Origin of the sequence: Lactobacillus johnsonii (genome assembly GCF_013487865.1) — a bacterium.
Lineage (GTDB): Bacteria > Bacillota > Bacilli > Lactobacillales > Lactobacillaceae > Lactobacillus > Lactobacillus johnsonii_A.
On sequence record NZ_CP047409.1, the window covers coordinates 738,416 to 759,367 of the forward strand.

Genomic DNA, 20,952 nt, shown 5'->3' on the forward strand with positions numbered 1-20,952 from the left:
AACTATGATAGCACCATCAATTTTGAATGCAGATAATATGCATCTAAGTCGTGATATTAAAGCCGCTATTGAAAGCGGCATAGATAGATTCCATATTGATATTATGGATGGACACTTTGTACCTAATTTGTCATATGGACCAGAATTGGTAAAAGACTTTAAGCGTTCTTTTCCGTTAACAGATGCTGAAATTCATTTAATGAGTAATGACTTAGAAACAACATTGCCTCTCTTTGTAGAAGCTGGATGTGATCTTTTAGAATTTCATTATGAAGCAACGGATAATCCAGAATATTGGATAAAATATTTAAAAGATCATAATGTTAGATGTGGAATGGCCATTAATCCGTCTACACCGGTGCAAAAATTACAACCATTTTTAAAAGAATTAGATCAAGTGCTTTTGATGACAGTGAAACCTGGATTTGGTGGGCAAAAGTTTGAAGAAGAGTCAGTTGAACGTTTAGTTGAACTTAAGAATATGATTGAAGCTGAGAATTTAAGTGTTCCAATTGAAGTTGATGGTGGAATTGAGCCTAAGACTTTAAAGCTTACTAGAGACGCAGGAGCCACAATTTTTGTAGCTGGTTCTTACATTTTTAAAAATGGAAGTATTGAAGATCAAGTTATGAAATTGAAAAAAGAAGACAAATGAGAGCAATTGCATTATTAGGTGGTCCAAAAGAAGAATGGCCACATAATTTAGCCACTGAAATTAAAGAAGCAAGTAAAAAAGGCGCCCTAATTATGGCTAGTGATCGGGGCAGCCTTTTTTTATTAGAGTTAGGGATAGTACCTGACGTTGCCTTAGGAGATTATGATTCATTGACTTTTGATGAAAGAGAAATCGTTGAAAGTAAAGTTATGGATATGCGTTATTCGAATCCAATCAAAGATTTTACGGATTCTGAAATGTTGTTTTATGCCGCATTTATCGATTATCGAGTTGACAGTTTAACGGTATATGGAGCAACAGGGGGAAGAATGGATCATTTTTTTGTTAATATGTATGCTATGCTGAAAGCTCCGTTTGATAGATTTAAAGAAAAAATTAAATTTATTGATAAGCAAAATATTATCCGCTTTTTTGGAAAAGGGAAGCACATACTTTCTTATGAAGCTGATTATAAATATTTAGGAATTGGAACTTTAACAGGAGCTAAAAATTTTAGTATTAAAAATGCGAGATATGATTTAAAACCCATTGATTTGTCCGTACCGACAGTTTATTCATCAAATGAATATTTGAATAGGCAAGCAATAGAGATTTCGTGTGAGTCTGGGACATTAATCGTAATCAATAGTCGAGATAAAAAATAAAAGGGATCAAGAAATATTTCTTGATCCCTTTTATTTTTACTTCTTAATTAGACACGTTTAACCTTACCGGATTTCAAAGCGCGAGCGGATACCCAAACACGCTTTGGCTTACCGTCAACAAGGATGCGAACTTTTTGAAGGTTTGGCTTCCATGAACGCCGCACGGAGTTCAAAGCCTTTGAACGCTTGTTACCAAAGACCGTCTTGCGGCCAGTAATAATGTCTTTTGCCATTTGTGCTAAACCCTCCTTTATGTTGTTGTAGTACTTATTTAATTTATCACAGCTTTTAGAATTGTGCAATATTGTCTTTCTATTTTCTTGAAACTAACATTGTTGATATAAAAGCCTGCTGTGTTAAAATAAATTGAGAAAAAATTGTTCTTCGTTAATGGAGGAATACGATGGCTGTTAAAATTAAAACAAAATATGGCTTAATTGATATTTCAAATAGTGTGATTGCTACTGTCGTAGGCGGAGCAGCTACTTCTAACTATGGTGTAGTTGGAATGGCTTCAAAGAACGCTTTACGGGATGGAGCTTATACTATTTTAAACCGTGAAAATTATCGTCGCGGTGTTGTAATTAAAACTAATGATAATCAAATCGTCGTTGATGTATATATTATTGTGGGTTATGGTCTAAAAATTTCGGAAGTAAGTCACAATGTCCAAGATAGTGTAAAATACAATCTTGAAAATCTTTTAGGCATTAAGACTAAGTCGGTTAACGTTATTGTTCAAGGCGTAAAGATTTTAGACGATTAATGCATTCTGGAGGAGTTAATTGTGGTTTTAACTGAAATTAATAGTGATCAATTCAGAGATATGGTTCGTGCAGCAACTCATCGCATGGGCAAGAACGCTGAATTTGTAAATAAATTAAATGTTTTCCCAGTACCTGATGGTGATACTGGAACTAATATGAATTTAACCATTGAGAGCGGCGCAAAAGCTGTTAATGAAAATCTTAGTGAATGTGTTGGTGACCTAACTGAAAGTCTCTCAAAAGGAATGTTGATGGGAGCTCGCGGTAACAGTGGAGTTATAACTTCTCAACTATTTAGAGGTTTTTATAAAGCTACTGAAGGAAAAGATACCCTAACTGCTCAAGATTTAGCTAATGCTTTTGCAAATGGTGTTACAACTGCATATAAAGCAGTTATGAAACCTGTTGAAGGAACTATTTTAACTGTTGCTCGTGTTGCAGCTGAAGAAGGTAAAAACAAGGCAAACGAAACTGATGATGTCAGCGAAGTAATGAGAGCGGTAGTTGATGGAGCTAAAAAGGCTTTGAAGACTACGCCAGATTTATTACCAGTTTTAAAGCAAGTTGGAGTAGTAGACTCAGGTGGTCAGGGATTAGTATTTATCTACCAAGGCTTTTTAGAAGGAGTTCTTGGCGAAAAGGACAATGATGACTATCAACTAGATGAAGGTGAAATGGATGAGTTAATTAATGCAGCTCACCATCAAGCTGAATCTGCTCAAGTTCAATTGTCAACTAGTGATATTAAAAATGGTTACTGTACCGAAATTATGGTTGACCTAACTGCTGATGTTCCAAATAAAGAAGAATTCAATCTTGAACAATTTAGAGAACATCTATCTAACTTAGGTGATTCCCTTTTAGCTGTTTCAGATGGTGAAGTGACTAAAGTTCACGTCCATACAGAACATCCAGGAGATGTTTTTACATACGGTCAAAAATTTGGACAACTAGGTAAAATTAAGATCGATAATATGCGGATTCAACATGAAACTATCTTAGAAAATAACGAAGAACAAGAAGAAAATGTTGATTTTGCAGTTATTGCAGTTGCTTCAGGGCATGGAATCCGTGAATTATTTAAGAGTGAGGGCGTAAATAGAATTATTTCTGGTGGACAAACTATGAATCCATCAACTAAGGATATTATGGACGCCATTACTAAATCTGGTGCTAAAAAGGCTATTATTTTACCAAATAACGGTAATATTATCATGGCTGCTAAGCAAGCTGCTGAAGTTAGTGAAATTCCGGTTGGAATCGTGCCAACAAAGACAATTTCTCAAGGATTGACTGCAATGCTTTCCTTTGATCCAGATGCTTCAGTAGAGGAAAATGTTGAAGCAATGTCTGAAGACCTAGATACTGTTAAATCTGGTGAAGTTACTAAAGCAATCCGTGATACTAAGATTAATGACATTGAAGTTAAAAAGAATGACTATCTTGGAATTGTTGATGGAACCATTAAAGTTGATAACCCAGATTTGATTGATACAACAGTTTCAATGATTGAAAAAATGTTAGATGAAGATAGTGAAATTATCACTATTATGTATGGTAGTTATGCTACCAGAGCAGAAGCTGACGAAGTAGTTAAAAAACTTAAAGCTACTCATGATGATTTGGAATTTGAAGTTCATGATGGTGGCCAGCCAGTTTACTACTTCTTAGTATCCGTGGAATAAAATATGAATAATAAGCAGAGTAAGTTATTTGAACCAGTAACTGAGTTAAAGGGTGTAGGAGCAAAGACAGCTACAGCTTTGGCCAGTCTTGGCATTAATACAATTTATGATTTACTATTTTATTTTCCTTTTAGATATGATGATTTAGAGACAATTCCTCTTGATCAAATTGAAGATGGGCAGAAAGTCTTATTAAAGGGAATGGTGGTAACAGATCCATTTGTTAGCCGATTTGGTTATCGAAAAACAAGGCTCAGCTTTAAAATGAAAATTGATCATGACATTATCATGGTCAATTTTTTTAATCAGCCCTGGTTAAAGGATAAAGTGGAATCAGGTAAGGAAGTTGCAGTATATGGCAAGTATCAAGTAGCGCGGCAGTCATTAAGTGGCTTTAAATTAGTAGCTGAAAAGAGAGATTCGGTTTTTGCTCCTATTTATTCTGTCAATCGTCATTTGAAGCAAAATAAGCTGCAAAAGTTAATTGATCTTGCTTTAGAGAAAGCTATAAATGAAGTTGGAGAAACAATCCCAGTTTCTATAAGAGAAAAATATCGCTTGCTGTCTGATCGTGTTTTGGTAGAAAAAATGCATCATCCCAAAAATGGAAATGAGGCGAAGATAGCACGGCGAAGTGCTATTTTTAGAGAGTTCTTCCTTTTTCAAATGCAACTTGCTCAACTTCTTTCCCAAAGAAATGAAGATGCACCTGGAGTAGAAAAGAAATATGATTTAGCTGCTGTTAAGGAATTAATTGAAGAAATTCCTTTTGAGTTATCTGACGATCAAAAAAAAGTTGTAAATGAAATATTTGCGGATCTTCATTCTAAAAGACAAATGCGAAGACTACTGCAGGGAGACGTGGGTAGTGGTAAAACCGTAGTAGCAGTTTTTGCAATTTATGCCGCTGTTACTGCGGGCTATCAAGCTGCATTAATGGTGCCAACAGAAATTTTAGCTCAGCAGCATTTTGCTAAAATAGATGAATTGCTGAAGCCTTTGGGTGTTCGAGTTGTCTTATTGACGGGAGACACTAAGGATTTAGAAAAGAAAGAAATTTATCGTGAATTAGCTGATGGAACAATCAATGTTGTGATTGGGACCCATGCATTAATCCGAAAAGATGTTCATTTTAAAAATCTAGGCCTCGTTATAATTGATGAGCAACACAGATTTGGAGTAAACCAAAGAAATACGTTGATTAAAAAAGGTGACGCACCTGATATCCTAGCAATGACAGCCACCCCAATTCCTCGTACATTAGCCTTAACCGTATACGGAGATATGGCTGTTTCTGAAATTAGGCACTTACCAAAAGGAAGAAAGCCAGTAGTTTCGTCATGGGCAACTTCTAGCAAATTGAGAGAGGTTCTTGATTTGATGCGTTCACAGTTAGATAAGGGTTTTCAAATATATGTTGTAACTCCTTTAATTAGTGAATCAGAGAAAAGTGACTTAAAAAACGCTGAGGATTTACAAGCAAAAATTGCTCATTATTTTAAAGACGAAAATGTTGTTTTGCTTCATGGCCAGATGAAAGGCGATCAGAAAAATGAAATTATGGATAGCTTTGCTGCAGGTAAGATTAATATTTTAGTTACTACAAGTGTAATTGAAGTTGGTGTCGATGTTCCGAATGCAAATATGATGATGATCTTTAATGCTGATCGCTTTGGATTAAGTCAGTTGCATCAGCTACGAGGAAGAATTGGCCGCGGGCAGACACAAAGTTTTTGTGTGTTTGTGAGTGATCCTAAAACAGAAATTGGTAAGAAACGAATGAACATTATTACCTCTACTAGTAATGGTTTTAAATTAGCAGAAGAAGATTTAAAGCTACGTGGTGAAGGAGATGTTTTTGGAAAGGCTCAATCTGGTTTACCTCAGTTTCAAGTTGGGGATGTAGTAAATGACTATAATGCCTTAGTTACAGCTCAAAAAGAAGCTCGTAACCTAATTAAGTCTGATCCAGATTTGACTAGTCCAGAAAACAAATTTTTACAAGAAGTGCTAAAATATAAGAAAGATTTGAATAATAATTATAAATAACCGGAGTGAATATGAAAATAATTGCAATTGATGCCATGGGAGGAGAAAATGCTCCTAAGGCTATTGTTGATGCCGTATTAAAAGCAAAGCCGAAATTAAAAGATACAAAATTTGTTTTATTTGGGGATGAAGAAAAGATTAATAAACTAATTCCCACTGAGCAAAAAGATAGAATTGACGTTATTGCAACGAGTGAAGTTATTGTTGATAGTGACGAGCCGGTAAAAGCAATTAGACGTAAGAAAGATTCTTCAATGGTTGTTGCTGCGAACTATGTAAAGGCAGGAAAAGCAGACGCCTTATTTTCACTCGGAAATACGGGTGCGCTCTTAGCTTGCGGGATTTTTATTATTGGCCGAATTAAAGGTGTAGAGCGTCCAGCTTTAATGCCAACTCTTCCTAGTGCTAAAAGCGAGGAGGGCTTTAATATTATTGATGTTGGCGCAAATGCACAAAGTAAGCCTGAATATTTAGTACAATGGGCACAAATGGCTAATTTTTATGCTCAAAAAATTAGAAATATTAAAAATCCAACGGTAGCTTTATTAAATAATGGTGCAGAAGATGATAAAGGAGATCCCCTTCACCAAGAAGCTTATAAGCTTCTTAAAGCAACTGATCTTAATTTTATTGGTAATGCTGAAGGAAATGATTTAATGGAGGGTAAAGCCGATGTGATTGTAACAGATGGTTTTACTGGAAATGCCACTCTGAAGGCAATAGAAGGAACTGCAAGCGTAATTTTACGTCTGCTTAAGGATTCTTTGCTAAATAATGGATTACGTCCTAAGGTGGGAGCTTTATTAGCAAAGCCAGGACTTACTGCATTAAAGAAAAGATTTGATACGGCAAGATATGGGGGAGCAGTTTTACTTGGGGTAAATGCACCTGTTGTGAAGACGCACGGTAGATCGAATATCCGACCTATTTATTACACTTTATTACAAATTGATAAGATGTTGAGTCAAGATTTGGTTGGCGAATATAAAAAATACTTTAGTGAATCTCGCTAGACTTTAATATAAAAATGCCTTAGAATTAAACTAAACTTTTTTGGAGGTTAAAAAATGACCGAAGAGGAAATTTTTAATAAAATTGCTGATATGATTTCAGAACGCTTTAGTATTGATCGTGATAAGATCACTAAAGATTTAAATTTTCAGAATGATTTAGATGCAGATTCAATTGATTTCGTTGAGTTAGTAATGGATCTAGAAGATACATTTGGAGCAGAGATTCCAGATGATGATGCGGAAAAATTACAAACTGTTGGTGAAGCGGTAGAATATATTAAGAGTCACCAAAATTAAAATTTTAATCATTGAAATTTCAGAAGATACTGTCATTTTTCATTTACTTTTATAAAAGTTGTTGAAATAGCAGTATCTTTTGTTTATAATAATGACATTAAATTGAAAATCTAATTGACTTTTAATAATGTCGTAAGGTTTGAGAGGAGAATGGCCTTTGGAAAAGCAAAGTGATCTTTTATTAGATATCGAACACTTGCATACCGCATATCGTTTACACGGTAAGTTTTATGATGCCGCTGATGACATTAACTTAACCTTGAAACGAAATGAGATTTTGGCAGTTGTTGGAGAATCTGGTTGTGGTAAAAGTACAATTGCTTCAAGCATTATTGGTTTGTATGACCACAAGAATACGAAAGTAACTGGCGATATTTTATACAATGAATTGAACCTAGTTAACTTAAATGAATCATTATTTAATAAAATTCGTGGTAATAATATTGGGATGATTTTCCAGGATCCATTAGCATCTCTTAATCCATTAATGAAGGTTGGAGATCAAGTTGCTGAGACACTTTACTATCATACTGATATGGATGAGAAAGCTCGTCATGCACGCGTAATTGAACTCTTTAATCAAGTTGGAATGCCTCGTCCAGAAGAAATGTACGAGATGTACCCACATGAATTATCTGGTGGGTTACGTCAACGTGTCGTAATTGCGATCGCAATTGCATGTAAGCCAGAAATTATTATTGCTGATGAACCAACTACCGCTTTGGATGTTACTATTCAGGCACAAATCTTAGATTTACTTAAAGAAATTCAAAAAGAATCTCATTCAGGAATTGTTTTAATTACACACGACTTAGGTGTTGTTGCTGAAACTGCTGATCAAGTAGCAGTTATGTATGCAGGACAAATTGTTGAAAAAGCGGATGTTAAAACAATTTTTGAAAATCCTCTTCATCCATATACACGTTCACTTTTACACTCTATGCCACAAACAGATGATGAAAGTGAAGACCTACATGTGATTCATGGAACAGTTCCTTCATTGATTAACATGCCAAGAACTGGGGATAGATTTGCAGCTAGAATTCCTTGGATTCCAGCTAGTGCTCATGAAGAGAACCCTAAGATTCATGAAGTTGAACCAGGACATTTTGTAAGATGTACTTGCTGGCAAAGCTTCCATTTCCAAGATGAAGAGAAGAAAGGATAGGAAATTATGGCCGATGAAATAATCGAAATAAAAAATTTAAAAGTTCACTATCCAATTCGTTCTGGATTTTGGAATAGAGTTACTGGATATGTCAAAGCCGTTGATGGAATTAATCTTTCAATTAAAGAAGGAGAAACCTACGGTCTAATTGGAGAATCAGGTTCCGGTAAATCAACTACTGGTAAAGCAATTGTTGGTGTAGAAAAAGTAACTAGCGGACAAATTTTGTATAAAGGTGTTGATGTTACTAAAGCATCAAATCGTAAAAAACTTAACTACAATAAAGATGTTCAAATGATTTTCCAGGATTCAATGTCGAGTTTGAATCCTAGAAAACGAATTGAAGATATTATTGCTGAACCTATTAGAAACTTTGAAAACTTAACAACCGATGAAGAAAGAAAACGAGTTCAAGAACTACTAGATATTGTTGGTATGCCTAGTGATGCTATCTACAAATATCCACATGAATTCTCTGGTGGTCAACGTCAAAGAATTGGGGTAGCACGTGCTGTAGCCACTAGACCGAAGTTGATCGTAGCAGATGAGCCAACCTCAGCTTTGGACTTGTCTGTTCAAGCACAAGTTTTGAACTTTATGAAACATATTCAACAAGAATATAATATTGCCTACCTCTTCATTTCACACGACTTGGGTGTTGTAAAGCATATGTCAGAAGATATTGCTATTATGCACCGGGGACGTTTTGTAGAAATTGGTAAACGTGATCAGATTTATAAGAATCCAATGCATATTTATACAAAGCGTCTACTTTCTGCAATTCCTGTTGTTGATGTTGAAAATAGGGAAAAACATAAGGAAGAGCGTCAACGTGTAGAACAAGAATTTTTGCAAGATCAAGATAAATGGTATGAAAAAGATGGTCGTGTATTACCACTACAAAAAGTTGGCGAGCGTCATTTCGTTGCTTTACCTAAAGATATGATTGAGCAAGAATTGAAGGAGGGAGAATAGATATGTGGAAAACGGTTTTACGTCGAATCCTGATTATGATCCCCCAGTTACTTATCTTGAGTTTACTAGTCTTTATTTTAGCTAAAATGATGCCTGGTGACCCATTTACTGGAATGATTAATCCGAATTCAGACCCTAAGGAAATTGCAAGATTAAGACAAGAATATGGATTGAACGATCCAGTTTGGGTGCAATATACTCGCTGGCTTGGAAATATGTTCCATGGTGATTTAGGACAATCATATATTCAAAAGGTTCCAGTCACTTCTTTGATTTGGGATCGTGCAGTTAACACTTTCTGGTTGTCTTTAATGACTGTTGTCTTAACTTATGTAATTGCGATTCCATTAGGTGTTACTGCAGGTCGTCACCAAGATGAATGGCAAGATCATGGAGTACAAATTTTTAACTATATTACATTCGCAGTACCTCCATTTGTTTTCTACATTTTAGGTATTTGGCTATTCGGCTTTACTTTAGGTTGGTTCCCAATCTCAGGTTCCGTTAGTGCAGATGTAAACCCAGGAACACTTGCTTATTTCTGGAGTAGAATTTATCACTTGATTTTGCCTTCAATTCTTTGTGCTTTAATCTCTACTACAACTATTGTTCAATACTTAAGAACTGGTATTGTTGATAACAAGGTTGAAGATTATGTAAGAACTGCACGTAGTAAAGGTGTACCTGAAAATGTTGTCTTTAATAAACATATTTTAAGAAACTCACTTTTACCAATTGCTGCATTCTTTGGTAATACTATTACTGGTTTACTTTCCGGTTCAATGGTTATTGAATCAGTATTTAGTTATCCTGGTATGGGTAAATTGTTCCTTGATTCTATTGGACAACGTGACTACACAACTTTAACTGCATTGATTTTATTGTTTGGTGTGTTAACTTTAGTTGGTAACTTGTTATCTGATATTATCATGAGTATTATTGACCCAAGAATTCGGATTAAGTAGGGAGGAGCAGTAAATTATGGCTAAAGATAAAAATACATCGAAAAAAGATCAAAATGCTAAAACCTCTCTACCACCATCTGGATTTAAGATCATTGTGCGTGAGGTTTGGCGTGATAAGGTAGCATTTGTTTCATTCTGTATTATTGTAGCTATCTTATTATTCACTTTTGTTGGTTCTTTATTCTTAAATAAGAGTCAAGTAACAGAGATTAATATTGCAGAAGCATATTATGCTTGGGGTGAATCTGGTCACGTCTTTGGTACAGACGATGGTGGCCGTGATATCTTGAAGTTACTAATGATGGGTGGCCGTAACTCTATTTTGATTGGTCTATCTGTTACTGTTCTTTGTGAAGGTGTCGGACTTTTAGTTGGTTTGTTCTCAGGTTACTTTGGTGGGGTAACTGACGCAGTTATCATGCGTATAGTTGATTTCATCCAAATTTTACCTCAATTCCCAATCATTATTGTTTTAACTACTGTTATTCCTAACTACAATGCTTGGACTTTAGTATTATTGATTTCTATGTTTGGGTGGACAACAACGGCAAGATATTTCCGGGCGTTTGTTTTGTCACAGAGAGAACGAGAATATGTCTTGGCTTCCAAGACTTCCGGTTCTTCTAACTTAACAATTATGTTCCGTGAAGTTTTGCCTAACATTACTTCAGCTTTGGTAATTGACGTCGTATTAATGATCGCCGGAAATATTGGTATTGAAACTACTTTATCCTTCTTGGGATATGGATTACCAACTACTACACCATCCCTTGGTACTTTAATTGGATTTGCTAATGACCCAGTTAATGTTACTACCCGTCCATGGCTATGGATGCCAGCAACTATCTTGTTATTGGTCATTTCCTTGAGTATTAACTACGTTGGTCGTGCTCTTCAAAGAGCTGGGGATGCTCGTCAACGTGAAAATTAAATTTGATTATTTAAACATTAAAAAGCAACTCATAATTGAGTTGCTTTTTTGTATGTCTTTGCATAAAAGTTAAAGAATGTAGGAGATATTTATATTATAAATGGGCATAAAATAAGTTTTTTATGGTAAAAATAATAGTGAACAAATATTAATCTATCAATGCTTTATAGCAATTTACTCAAATATAAATTAAAAAATATTAAAAATAATTGAGTAAAAGCATTGTATTATGAGTTTGATGATGATAATATTAAATCATCAACTTGTCCCAAATAGATGGAGGAATATAACTATGAAGAAAGCCAAACTATTTGGAAGTTTAACTTTACTTTCTGGTGTTGCTTTAACATTAGCAGCATGTGGTAACAATTCAAATTCAAAAGTAGATAACCCAACTAAGAACTTTAAATCAGCTACTCCAAAGAAAGCTGTTAAAAAGGGTGGTACAGTAAGTGTTGCACTTGAATCTGATACACCATTTACTGGTATCTTTTTAAATGAACTTTCCGATACTCAGAATGACTCTGATGCTATGGCACCTGCTAATGAAGGATTATTTGATACTGATGATACTTATCAAATTAATGACAAAGGACCAGCTACATTAAAATTAGATAATGATAACAAAACTGCTACTATTAAAATTAAGAATGGTGTTAAGTGGTCAGATGGTAAGCAAGTAACTGCTAAGGATGTTGAATATTCTTACGAAATTATTGCTAACAAGGCAACTAAGTCATCACGTTATACTGACTCACTTCAAAATATTGTTGGTATGAGTGAATACCACGATGGTAAATCTAACACTATTTCTGGTATTGAAATGCCGGATGGTGAAAATGGAAGAACCGTTGTTATTCACTTCAAAGAAATGAAGCCAGGTATGAAGTTCAGTGGTAACGGCTACTTCTGGGAAACTGCAGCTCCATATCACTATTTGAAGGATATCCCATTTGATAAGTTACAATCATCTGATCAAGTAAGAAAGAAGCCACTATTCTTTGGTCCATATAAGATGAGTAAGGTTGTACGTGGTCAAGCAGTAACATTTGTACCTAATAAGTATTACTGGAGAGGTACACCAAAATTAGATAAAGTAACAATTCAAGTTTTGAACCCAAACTCAGCTTCTCAAGCCATTAAGAGTCATAAGTATGATATTGCCGGTGTAATCAATACTCAATGGAAGAACGTTGCCAATACTGATAATGTTAACTGGATCGCTAAGATTCCTTTGTCTTATCGTTACCTAGGTTTTAAGGTAGGTAAGTGGGATGCAGCTAAAGGCGAAAACGTAATGGATAAGAATGCAAAAATGAATAATAAAGCATTACGTCAAGCTATTGCTTATGGTATGAATATCTCCGCTGTAAACAAACGTTATACCAACGGTTTGACTTTCCATATTCCAACTTTAATTCCAGCACAATTTGGTAAGTACTTCGATAAAAATGTTAAGGGCTACGATTACAATATCAAGAAGGGGAATGAAATTCTTGATAAAGCTGGATATAAGAAGAAGGGTAAGTACCGTGTTCAACCAAATGGTAAGCCTTTAACTATCCATTTTGCAGCTATGAGTGGTGACTCTACTCAAGAACCAATTATTCAAAACTATATCCAACAATGGAAGAAATTAGGCTTGAATGTTAAGTTAACTGGTGGTCGTTTGATGGAAATGAACTCCTTCTATGACAAGGTCCAAAATGATTCTAAAGACGTAGATATGTTCATGGGTGCATGGTCATTATCTTCAGAACCATCACCAAATGACTTGTACAGCGCAAAAGCACCATACAACTTTAGTCGTTTTGTAACTGCTAAGAACACTAAGTTACTTCAAGAAATGGATTCACAAAAGGCATTTAATACTAATTACCGTGTTAAGAAATTCCATGAATGGCAAAAATATATGGATGATGAAGCGTATGTCGTTCCAGTATCTAATAACTACAGTGTAAATGCAGTTAATAGTAAGATCACAGGCTATTCATTGAAACCTTCAGCAGCAAACAGCTTATGGTACAATGTAGGAATTGCAAAATAATATTAGATAAATTTCTTCATAAAGATCGTCTTAAGTGACGGTCTTTTTTTATTTAAGTTGTTTTAATCGGTTTCAGTGCTAAAATTAAATATATCAACTTGTCCAATGTTATTGGAGGAAAAATTAATGAAGAAAGGCAAATTAATTGGTACATTAACTTTGCTTTCAGGTGTAGCTCTAACTTTAGCAGCCTGTGGTAATAGTAATAGCAATAATACTAGTCATCCTAATTTCAAGGAGTCAACTCCTAAGAAGACAATTAAGGATGGTGGAAATGTCAGCGTTGCTGTAGTTACTGATACACCGTTTACTGGTATTTTTAATGATGAATTGTCTACTAACAATACAGACTCAGAAGTAATGCAATATGGTGATGAATCATTATTTGCTACAAATAATACCTATAAATACGTTAAGGGTGGAGCAGCAGACATTAAAATTAATAAAGATGCCAAAACTGCAACCATTACCATTAATCCTAAAGTTAAGTGGTCTGATGGCCAGCCCTTAGTTGCAAAAGATTATGAATACGCCTATGAAATTATTGCAAATAAGGCAACACATTCTCAGCGTTATACTTCAAGTTTAGCTAATCTTGAAGGATTAGAAGAATACCATGATGGAAAGTCCAATACTATTTCAGGTATTGAAATGCCAGACGGCGAAAATGGTCGTACAGTAGTGCTCCACTTTAAAGAAATGAAGCCAGGTATGACGCAAAGTGGTAATGGATATATTTGGGAAGCAGCAGCTCCATATCATTACTTAAAAGATGTTCCATTTGATAAACTTATTTCAAGCAATAAGATTCGGAAGAATCCATTGTTCTATGGGCCATATAAAGTAAGTAAAGTGGTTCGTGGACAATCAGTTTCCTGGGTTCCAAATGAACATTACTATAAAGGTAAACCACACTTAAAGAAGATAACTGCTTCAGTAATTACTCCAGCTTCAGTTGCTCAATCAATTAAGAGTAATAAATTCGATGTAACGCAAGTAAGTAATTCTCAATGGCCAAATATTAAGGGTGCTAAAGGAGTAAACTTTATTGCTAATATTCCACTTTCATATAGTTACTTAGGCTTTAAAGTGGGTAAATGGGATGCAGCCAAGGGCGAAAATGTGATGAATAAGGATGCAAAGATGAATAATCGTTCTCTTCGTCAAGCTATTGCCTATGGTATGAATGTTGACCAAGTTTATAAGAGATACTCATCAGGTCTTTCATTTAGAATTCCAACTTTAATTCCAAAGCAATTCGGTGATTACTTTGATAAGAATGTTAAGGGATACACTTATAACATTAAAAAGGGTAATGAACTATTAGATAAGGCTGGATATAAGAAGAAGGGAACTTACCGTGTTCAACCAAATGGTAAACCTTTAACTATTCGTTTAGCTGCCATGAGTGGTAGTAAAGTTCAAGAACCAATCATTCAAAATTACATTCAACAATGGAAGAAAATGGGCTTGAATGTTAAGTTAACTGGTGGTCGTTTAATGGAAATGAATTCCTTCTACGATAAGGTTCAAAATGATTCTAAAGACGTAGATATGTTCATTGGTGCATGGTCACTTTCTTCTGAACCATCACCTCAAGACTTATACGGCGCAAAGGCACCATTTAACTACAGTAGATTTGTCACTAAAGAAAACACTGACTTGTTGAACGATATTGATTCTCAAAAAGCCTTTAATAATAGCTACAGAGTTAAGAAATTCCATCAATGGCAAGCATACATGGATAAGGAAGCTTATGTTGTGCCAGTTGCTAATAGCTACAGCATTTACGCAATTAACAATAAGTTAACTGGATACTCATTAGAGCCATCTAAGAGTATGGGTGGTGGATTCCCTAACTGGTACTACGTTGGCTATGCAAAATAAATAAAAATTATTTAAAAGTGCGACTTATATTATGAAGTGCCTCATAATTGTTAGACATAAAATCTAATAATTATGAGGTATTTTTTTATGACCAAATATTCGACTGAATTAAAAATTGAAATTGTTTCCAAATATTTAAATCATGAAGATTCAATAAAAGGTTTAGCTAAACAATATAATATTCATTGGACTCTTATTCGTAGGTGGGTTGATAAGGCTAAGTGTCAAGGTTTAGCTGCCTTATCTGTTAAACATACTAAAACTACTTATTCTTCTGACTTTAGGCTAAATGTGGTACGCTACTACTTAACACATTCTATTGGAGTTTCAAAGGTAGCGGCTAAGTTTAATATTAGTGATTCTCAAGTATACAATTGGGCTAAAAAGTTCAATGAAGAAGGATACGCTAACAGAAAGGTCGGCCTAGGAAAGTGCCTAAAAAGAGTAAGAAGACAACTAAAAAGTTAGAACTTAGTGAAAAGCAAAAGTATGAAGAAAAAATTCTTAAGCAGGAAGCTGAATTAGAAAGACTTAGAGTGGAAAATCTTGTCTTAAAAAAAGTGGCTGCCCGATATCCACGTTATCCAACAAACAAAAAACACAATTAATACAGGATATTCGGGCAAAACACCATCAAATTAAACTTAAGGTCTTATTTAAGGTGCTTAAATTAAATAGAAAGACTTACTATGACAATGTAAAAAATAGAATTAATCAAGCTGATAAGTATGCTTTAGTAAAAGAGAAGATTCAAGAAATCTATTATGGCTATGAAGGACAAGAAACATATGGTTATCGTCCTATGTGGGGAGCGTTAAGAGATGAAGGATTTAAATTTTCTCTAGAAACAGTACGTAAGTTAATGAGAAGTTTAGGAATAAAAACAACAATTTATCATAAAAATACTGGTAAATATAGTTCGTATAAGGGTAATGTAGGAAAGAAAGCACCAAATATCCTAAATCAAACTTTTGATGAAACTATCCCCTATAAAGTTCTTCATACCGATGTAACCGAATATAAACTAACTAACGGCAAGAAAGTTTATATTTCTCCTGTAGTAGATAAAGCTTCTTTGGAGATTCTAGCTTGTGCAGTAAGTTACTCTCCTGAAATGAAAACTATTTATAATATGCTAGATGAACTAGCAGATAATCTTCCACCAGGAGCTGCTCCTATCCTTCATTCAGATCAAGGCTTTCAATATCAGAATCCAGGCTATCAGGCTCGACTAAAGAAAATGAATATAATCCAAAGCATGTCCCTAAAAGGAAATTGTCATGATAATGCACCAGGAGAAACGATATTTAATCTAATGAAGAGAGAAAAACTGAATCGACTTAAGATTGGAAGTTTAGAAGAGATGAAGGAAATTCTGAAAGATTATATTTATTGGTTTAACAATGTTAGAAGATCAAACAAATTAAAATACACGACTCCTGTAAAATACAGAAATCGTGTATTATCAAATCTTTAAAATTTTATAAATGTCTAACTTTTCTATGGCACTTCATTAGGTCACACTTTTTCTTTATCTTTTTTTAATAGGTTAAAATAGGTATAATTAAAGGGTTAAAGAAAGGAAGCAACTATGGTTTCAGTAGCTTTTAAACAAAATTTAAAGAAAAAATACGGAATAAAATTTAATAACGAAAAATTGCTTGAAGATGCATTTACGCATTCTTCTTATGCTAATGAGCATCCCGGGAGAACGGACTATGAAAAATTAGAGTTTCTTGGTGATGCTGTTCTTGAATTGGCGGTATCCGATTATTTGTATCGTCATTTTCCTAGATTAAATGAAGGGAAATTAACAAGAATGCGATCTAACATTGTTAGAACAGAAGGATTTTCTGAATTTGCAATTGAATGTGGATTCCCAGAAGAAATTAATTTGGGTAAAGGAGAAGAAAAAGCTGGCGCTAGAAAACGTAAGACACTTCTTGAAGATGTGTTTGAAGCTTTTAATGGTGCACTTTTCTTAGATCAAGGAATGCTAGCTGTACAGCACTTCTTACATTTAACAGTGTATCCATTAATTGCTGAAGGAGATTTTAATGCCTCACGTGATTATAAAACTGAACTTCAGGAGCGTTTGCAGGTAAATGGACCAGTTAAGATTGAATACCAAGTAATAGATGAAGATGAATCAAAGCCATCTTTTAAAGTACAGCTACTTGTAAATGGTGAAAAAGTTTCAGAGGGACAAGGACGTAATAAAAAAGCTGCTGAGCAGCAAGCAGCTCAAGCTGCATTAGATAAAAATAAATAAGAAAAGGTGAGTCTGTGCCACTACAACAATTAGTTTTAAATGGTTTTAAGTCTTTTGCTGATAAGACGACAATTAGATTTAATAATGGTATTACCGGCATCGTTGGTCCAAATGGTAGTGGAAAAAGTAACATTACTGAAGCAATTCGGTGGGTAATGGGTGAAGGATCTGCCAAGTCTTTACGTGGTGAAAATATGAAAGATGTTATTTTCGCTGGTAGTCAAATGAGAGCTCCAATGAATCATGCTGAGGTTGAGTTGGTTTTTGATAATCGTGATCACCAACTTGCTTCTGATAATGATGAAGTGGTCGTAACGAGAAAGATTTTGCGTAACGGCGAAAGTGATTATCTTTTAAATCATCATCCAGTAAGATTGAAAGATGTTAGGACACTGTTTATTGAATCAGGGATGTCATCTGATAGTTTGGGAATAATTTCTCAGGGGAAGGTCGATGAAATTCTTAATTCTAAGCCACAACAGCGTCGAGGAATTTTTGAAGAGGCTGCCGGTGTCCTTCATTTTAAGCAGCAAAAAGAAATTGCACTCAAGCAATTAGACAAAACTAATGCCAATCTAATTAGAATTAATGATTTGGTTAAAGAATTGGAAGGTAGAATCGAGCCTTTACATGAACAGAGTTCTTTAGCAAAAGAATATAAATTTCAAAAAGAACAGCTTGATCATAAGTTAAAACAACTTTTGGGCTTGGAGATTGAAAGTTTAAATGAAGAGAAGAAGGCGGTCGCTAAGAAGGCGGCAGTAAATCAAGGGATTTTAAATAAGCTTGATGACGAGGTTAAACAATCCCAAGCTGATTTAGAAGAAAAACGTAAGCAATCAAATGAGCGCCATGCTGAAAAAGATGAAAAGCAGCAAGAATTATTATCTTTAACGCAAAAAATTGCAGCTCTGACTACTGATCTTCAAATGCATCAACAATCTCGAGAATATGATGTCGCTACTCAAAAAGAATACAGTGCACAATCTGAAGAACTAAAAGAGCGAAGAAAACGTTTGTTAGATCAGCTTGCAGCTAATGAGAAAGATCTAAACAGTCAAAATCAAGTCCTTGCTAATTTTGTAAAGAAACAAAAGAATTTAAAGCAGGAACTTAAGCAAGGTCCTGAACAATTAAATAATCAATTAGAGCAAGTTCGATCTGATTATATTCAAACTTTGCAGGATCAAACGAGTAATAATAACGAGATTGTCTATTTAAAAAATGAGCTAACTCGTAGTAAAAAATCAAATGATAATCGCCAGCAAGAAGTTGAAGAACAATTAGATGAAGCTCAAAAAGTTCTTACCCAGTTAAAAAAACAAGGGCAAGACCTTGTTTTAAAGAGAAAACAACTAAATGAAACTATTGCGACTCTTGATAGAAAAATTGCTGAGGAGAGTAAGCTTAAGGATCAAAGTGAACAAGCTTACTTAAAGGTTAAAAATGATTTACAACAACTTTCTGCACAAGTAAAAGGCCTAAAGAAAATTAGAAATAGACATGAAGGATACTATTATGGGGTTAAATATGTTTTAAACCATCAAAGTGATTTTCATGGAATTGTAGGGGTTATTGGGGAGTTAATTTCTTTTCCAGCTGAATTAGAAGCCGCTTTGTCAACAGCTTTAGGTGGTGGCGTTCAAGACTTAGTTACTATTGACCAAAGTAGTGCTAGGGATGCCATTAATTTGTTGAAGCAAACTCGTACAGGTAGGGCTACCTTTTTACCTCTAGATGGATTACGTCATAATGAGATTGCTGCCTCCACTTTAAACTCCTTACAAAGTATTGAGGGATTTAAAGGTGTGGCAGCAGACTTAGTAACATCAAAAACTGAGACTGATATTTCTAATGCTATTTCTTACCTTTTAGGGAATGTTTTAGTGGTAGATACTATTGATACGGCTTTGCGTGTTCAACGCAGAATTGGACGATATTATCGAATTGTGACGCTGGACGGAGATATTATTAGTCCTGGGGGAAGTATGACTGGTGGGACTAGAAATACAAGAAATAATTCCCCTCTGGCAACAAATGCTGAGATTGATAAATTAACATTACAAATTAAGACGGGGAAGGTAGAATTTACTAAACTACAAACAGCCCTAAACGAACTAGATAAAAAATTAACCGAGTTACAAACTGAGCTAGAAGCTAAAAATACTGATTTAACTGCCCTAAATCAAAAAATCAGTGAGCAAGCTATTAAGTATGAAAATGAAGAAAAAGAAGTTCAAAGGCTGACTCAGTTAAATGATTTACAGCAAAAGGCCCAACTTGAGAAGAAGCAAGAAGAAGCAGAACTTACTAGTCGTCTTGAAAAAGAGCAGGCTAAAAAGAAAGAACTTGAAGAAGTTGCTCAAACACAACGAGCAAAAATGGATCAATTAAAGACTGATTTGACCGATTTTGATGAAGCTTATCAAAAATTACAGGCAGAATTAAGTAACTTAAATTCCGACTTGGCCGTAGTAAAGAATAAATTGGAAAATATTACTACTAAGAAATCTGAATTGGAAGAACAGCTTGAAAATACCAATTCCAGACTTAAGGATATTGAGGAAAAAATTAAAGCTTTGTCATTGTCTCAAAATGGACAAAGTGAGTCAGAAATTGAAGATCAAGTTGCTAAGCTAAGTAAGCAGAAAAAACAAATGCAAGAGGCTTTAGCTGAAATAAATAAAGATTTAGGTAAATTTGATGCTCAAATAAATAATCTTGATCAAGTTGCTACAAGAAATTATAATTTGCGTAAAAATACTGCTGCGGAGCAAGAAGAGTATTCTGCAAGGCTAGGAGAACTTAAGTCCCAAATTAATCAAAAACTTGGTATTTTAAGTGAAGAATATTCCTTAACTTTTGAAGCAGCTTTGCAATTATCTGAGGGACAAAATACAACAGATTTGCGTAAGAAATTGGAACGTGAAGTTCATCTACATAAAATGTCTTTAGCAGATATTGGTGAGGTTAACTTGAACTCTATTGAAGAGTATGAAGATGTTAAAACGCGTTATGATTTCTTAAATGGACAACAGAATGACTTGCTAAAGGCTAGAAAAGATATTGAAGAATCAATGTCTAAACTAGATGATGAGGTAAAGAGTAGGTTTAGTGCAACCTTCCACCAGATAGAAAGAAGCTTTGCAAAGATTTTTCCAATTATGTTTGATGGTGGTCATGCTAGATTAGAGTTAACTGATCCAAAGAACTTACTTGAAACTGGAATTGAAATTATTGCGCAGCCACCTGGTAAGAAGTCCCAGAAGTTAACGCTTCTTTCTGGTGGGGAAAGGGCATTAACTGCAATTACTTTATTGTTTGCAATGCTTCAAGTTAACCCCGTACCATTCTGTATTCTAGACGAGGTAGAAGCAGCTTTAGATGAAACAAACGTTGCTCGTTTTGCTCAGTTTTTGAATCATTATGATATGAAAACTCAATTTATTGTTATTACACACCGTCGTGGAACTATGCAGAAAGCAGATAATTTGTATGGAATCGTAATGCAAGAATCAGGTATTTCAAAAGTGTTATCTGTATCGTTAAATGAAATTAAGAAAGAAGTGAATTAGT

The 20,952-nt window shown here is 34.6% G+C and carries 16 protein-coding genes and 1 pseudogene; 16 read left to right on the forward strand and 1 reads right to left on the reverse strand.

All coding sequences use genetic code 11. The features are described 5' to 3' along the window. The first annotated feature begins 4 nt into the window (after positions 1–4). Together rpe and GTO82_RS03545 are read left to right on the forward strand one after the other, a co-directional pair. Complete coding sequence (rpe, locus tag GTO82_RS03540) at positions 5–655, forward strand: ribulose-phosphate 3-epimerase (RefSeq protein WP_014567298.1); 651 nt, start codon at positions 5–7, stop codon at positions 653–655. Next, positions 652–1,320 carry a thiamine diphosphokinase gene (locus GTO82_RS03545; RefSeq protein ID WP_180873778.1) on the forward strand — a complete coding sequence of 223 codons (669 nt, stop codon included), beginning with the start codon at positions 652–654 and terminating at the stop codon, positions 1,318–1,320. Before rpe ends, GTO82_RS03545 begins: the two co-directional genes overlap by 4 nt. A 47-nt stretch (positions 1,321–1,367) precedes the next feature. Here the strand turns inward: GTO82_RS03545 and rpmB are convergent, their stop codons facing one another. After that, positions 1,368–1,553: a 50S ribosomal protein L28 gene (gene rpmB / locus GTO82_RS03550; RefSeq protein ID WP_004895337.1), complete on the reverse strand. Its 186-nt coding sequence runs from the start codon at positions 1,551–1,553 to the stop codon at positions 1,368–1,370. Positions 1,554–1,723: 170 nt separating this feature from the next. On the opposite strand from rpmB, the gene GTO82_RS03555 reads away from it, so the two are divergent. From GTO82_RS03555 to smc, 14 genes and pseudogenes are all read left to right on the forward strand, one after another. Next, complete coding sequence (locus tag GTO82_RS03555) at positions 1,724–2,086, forward strand: Asp23/Gls24 family envelope stress response protein (protein ID WP_003647521.1); 363 nt, start codon at positions 1,724–1,726, stop codon at positions 2,084–2,086. 21 nt (positions 2,087–2,107) lie between these two features. After that, positions 2,108–3,772: a DAK2 domain-containing protein gene (locus GTO82_RS03560; protein WP_180873779.1), complete on the forward strand. Its 1,665-nt coding sequence runs from the start codon at positions 2,108–2,110 to the stop codon at positions 3,770–3,772. Positions 3,773–3,775: 3 nt separating this feature from the next. Further along, the gene (gene recG, locus GTO82_RS03565) at positions 3,776–5,821 is read left to right on the forward strand and encodes an ATP-dependent DNA helicase RecG (protein ID WP_180873781.1); all 2,046 of its coding nucleotides are present in this window, start codon (positions 3,776–3,778) and stop codon (positions 5,819–5,821) included. 11 nt (positions 5,822–5,832) lie between these two features. Continuing rightward, the gene (gene plsX, locus GTO82_RS03570) at positions 5,833–6,834 is read left to right on the forward strand and encodes a phosphate acyltransferase PlsX (RefSeq protein WP_180873782.1); all 1,002 of its coding nucleotides are present in this window, start codon (positions 5,833–5,835) and stop codon (positions 6,832–6,834) included. A gap of 54 nt (positions 6,835–6,888) precedes the next feature. After that, on the forward strand, positions 6,889–7,131 hold the full coding sequence (gene acpP, locus GTO82_RS03575) for an acyl carrier protein (protein WP_004895326.1): 243 nt from the start codon (positions 6,889–6,891) through the stop codon (positions 7,129–7,131). Between the two features lie 157 nt (positions 7,132–7,288). Then, entirely contained in the window at positions 7,289–8,299 is a 1,011-nt protein-coding gene (locus GTO82_RS03580) for an ABC transporter ATP-binding protein (protein ID WP_023599461.1), read from the forward strand. Positions 8,300–8,305: 6 nt separating this feature from the next. Beyond that, positions 8,306–9,274: an ABC transporter ATP-binding protein gene (locus tag GTO82_RS03585; protein ID WP_180873784.1), complete on the forward strand. Its 969-nt coding sequence runs from the start codon at positions 8,306–8,308 to the stop codon at positions 9,272–9,274. Between the two features lie 2 nt (positions 9,275–9,276). Beyond that, complete coding sequence (gene opp4B / locus GTO82_RS03590) at positions 9,277–10,239, forward strand: oligopeptide ABC transporter permease (RefSeq protein ID WP_012845936.1); 963 nt, start codon at positions 9,277–9,279, stop codon at positions 10,237–10,239. Between the two features lie 16 nt (positions 10,240–10,255). Next, entirely contained in the window at positions 10,256–11,170 is a 915-nt protein-coding gene (locus GTO82_RS03595) for an ABC transporter permease (RefSeq protein WP_127835637.1), read from the forward strand. Between the two features lie 292 nt (positions 11,171–11,462). Further along, positions 11,463–13,217 (forward strand): oligopeptide ABC transporter substrate-binding protein, encoded by a 1,755-nt coding sequence (locus GTO82_RS03600; protein ID WP_180873786.1) that lies wholly within the window; start codon positions 11,463–11,465, stop codon positions 13,215–13,217. A gap of 126 nt (positions 13,218–13,343) precedes the next feature. After that, entirely contained in the window at positions 13,344–15,104 is a 1,761-nt protein-coding gene (locus GTO82_RS03605) for an oligopeptide ABC transporter substrate-binding protein (RefSeq protein WP_180873787.1), read from the forward strand. An 87-nt stretch (positions 15,105–15,191) separates the two neighbouring features. Beyond that, positions 15,192–16,581 (forward strand): annotated as a pseudogene (locus tag GTO82_RS03610) (IS3 family transposase). A 114-nt stretch (positions 16,582–16,695) separates the two neighbouring features. After that, positions 16,696–17,376, forward strand: a complete 681-nt coding sequence (rnc, locus tag GTO82_RS03615) for a ribonuclease III (RefSeq protein ID WP_180873789.1) — start codon at positions 16,696–16,698, stop codon at positions 17,374–17,376. A gap of 14 nt (positions 17,377–17,390) precedes the next feature. Then, complete coding sequence (gene smc, locus GTO82_RS03620) at positions 17,391–20,951, forward strand: chromosome segregation protein SMC (RefSeq protein ID WP_180873790.1); 3,561 nt, start codon at positions 17,391–17,393, stop codon at positions 20,949–20,951. Position 20,952 lies beyond the last annotated feature (1 nt).

Bases quoted from the DNA above. Each gene is read 5' to 3' on its own strand.
- GTO82_RS03545 (WP_180873778.1), top strand. From the start codon at position 652: ATGAGAGCAATTGCATTATTAGGTGGTCCAAAAGAAGAATGGCCACAT.
- rnc (WP_180873789.1), top strand. From the start codon at position 16,696: ATGGTTTCAGTAGCTTTTAAACAAAATTTAAAGAAAAAATACGGAATA.
- GTO82_RS03600 (WP_180873786.1), top strand. From the start codon at position 11,463: ATGAAGAAAGCCAAACTATTTGGAAGTTTAACTTTACTTTCTGGTGTT.
- opp4B (WP_012845936.1), top strand. From the start codon at position 9,277: ATGTGGAAAACGGTTTTACGTCGAATCCTGATTATGATCCCCCAGTTA.
- GTO82_RS03595 (WP_127835637.1), top strand. From the start codon at position 10,256: ATGGCTAAAGATAAAAATACATCGAAAAAAGATCAAAATGCTAAAACC.
- acpP (WP_004895326.1), top strand. From the start codon at position 6,889: ATGACCGAAGAGGAAATTTTTAATAAAATTGCTGATATGATTTCAGAA.
- plsX (WP_180873782.1), top strand. From the start codon at position 5,833: ATGAAAATAATTGCAATTGATGCCATGGGAGGAGAAAATGCTCCTAAG.
- GTO82_RS03585 (WP_180873784.1), top strand. From the start codon at position 8,306: ATGGCCGATGAAATAATCGAAATAAAAAATTTAAAAGTTCACTATCCA.
- rpmB (WP_004895337.1), bottom strand. From the start codon at position 1,553: ATGGCAAAAGACATTATTACTGGCCGCAAGACGGTCTTTGGTAACAAG.
- recG (WP_180873781.1), top strand. From the start codon at position 3,776: ATGAATAATAAGCAGAGTAAGTTATTTGAACCAGTAACTGAGTTAAAG.
- GTO82_RS03555 (WP_003647521.1), top strand. From the start codon at position 1,724: ATGGCTGTTAAAATTAAAACAAAATATGGCTTAATTGATATTTCAAAT.
- GTO82_RS03605 (WP_180873787.1), top strand. From the start codon at position 13,344: ATGAAGAAAGGCAAATTAATTGGTACATTAACTTTGCTTTCAGGTGTA.
- rpe (WP_014567298.1), top strand. From the start codon at position 5: ATGATAGCACCATCAATTTTGAATGCAGATAATATGCATCTAAGTCGT.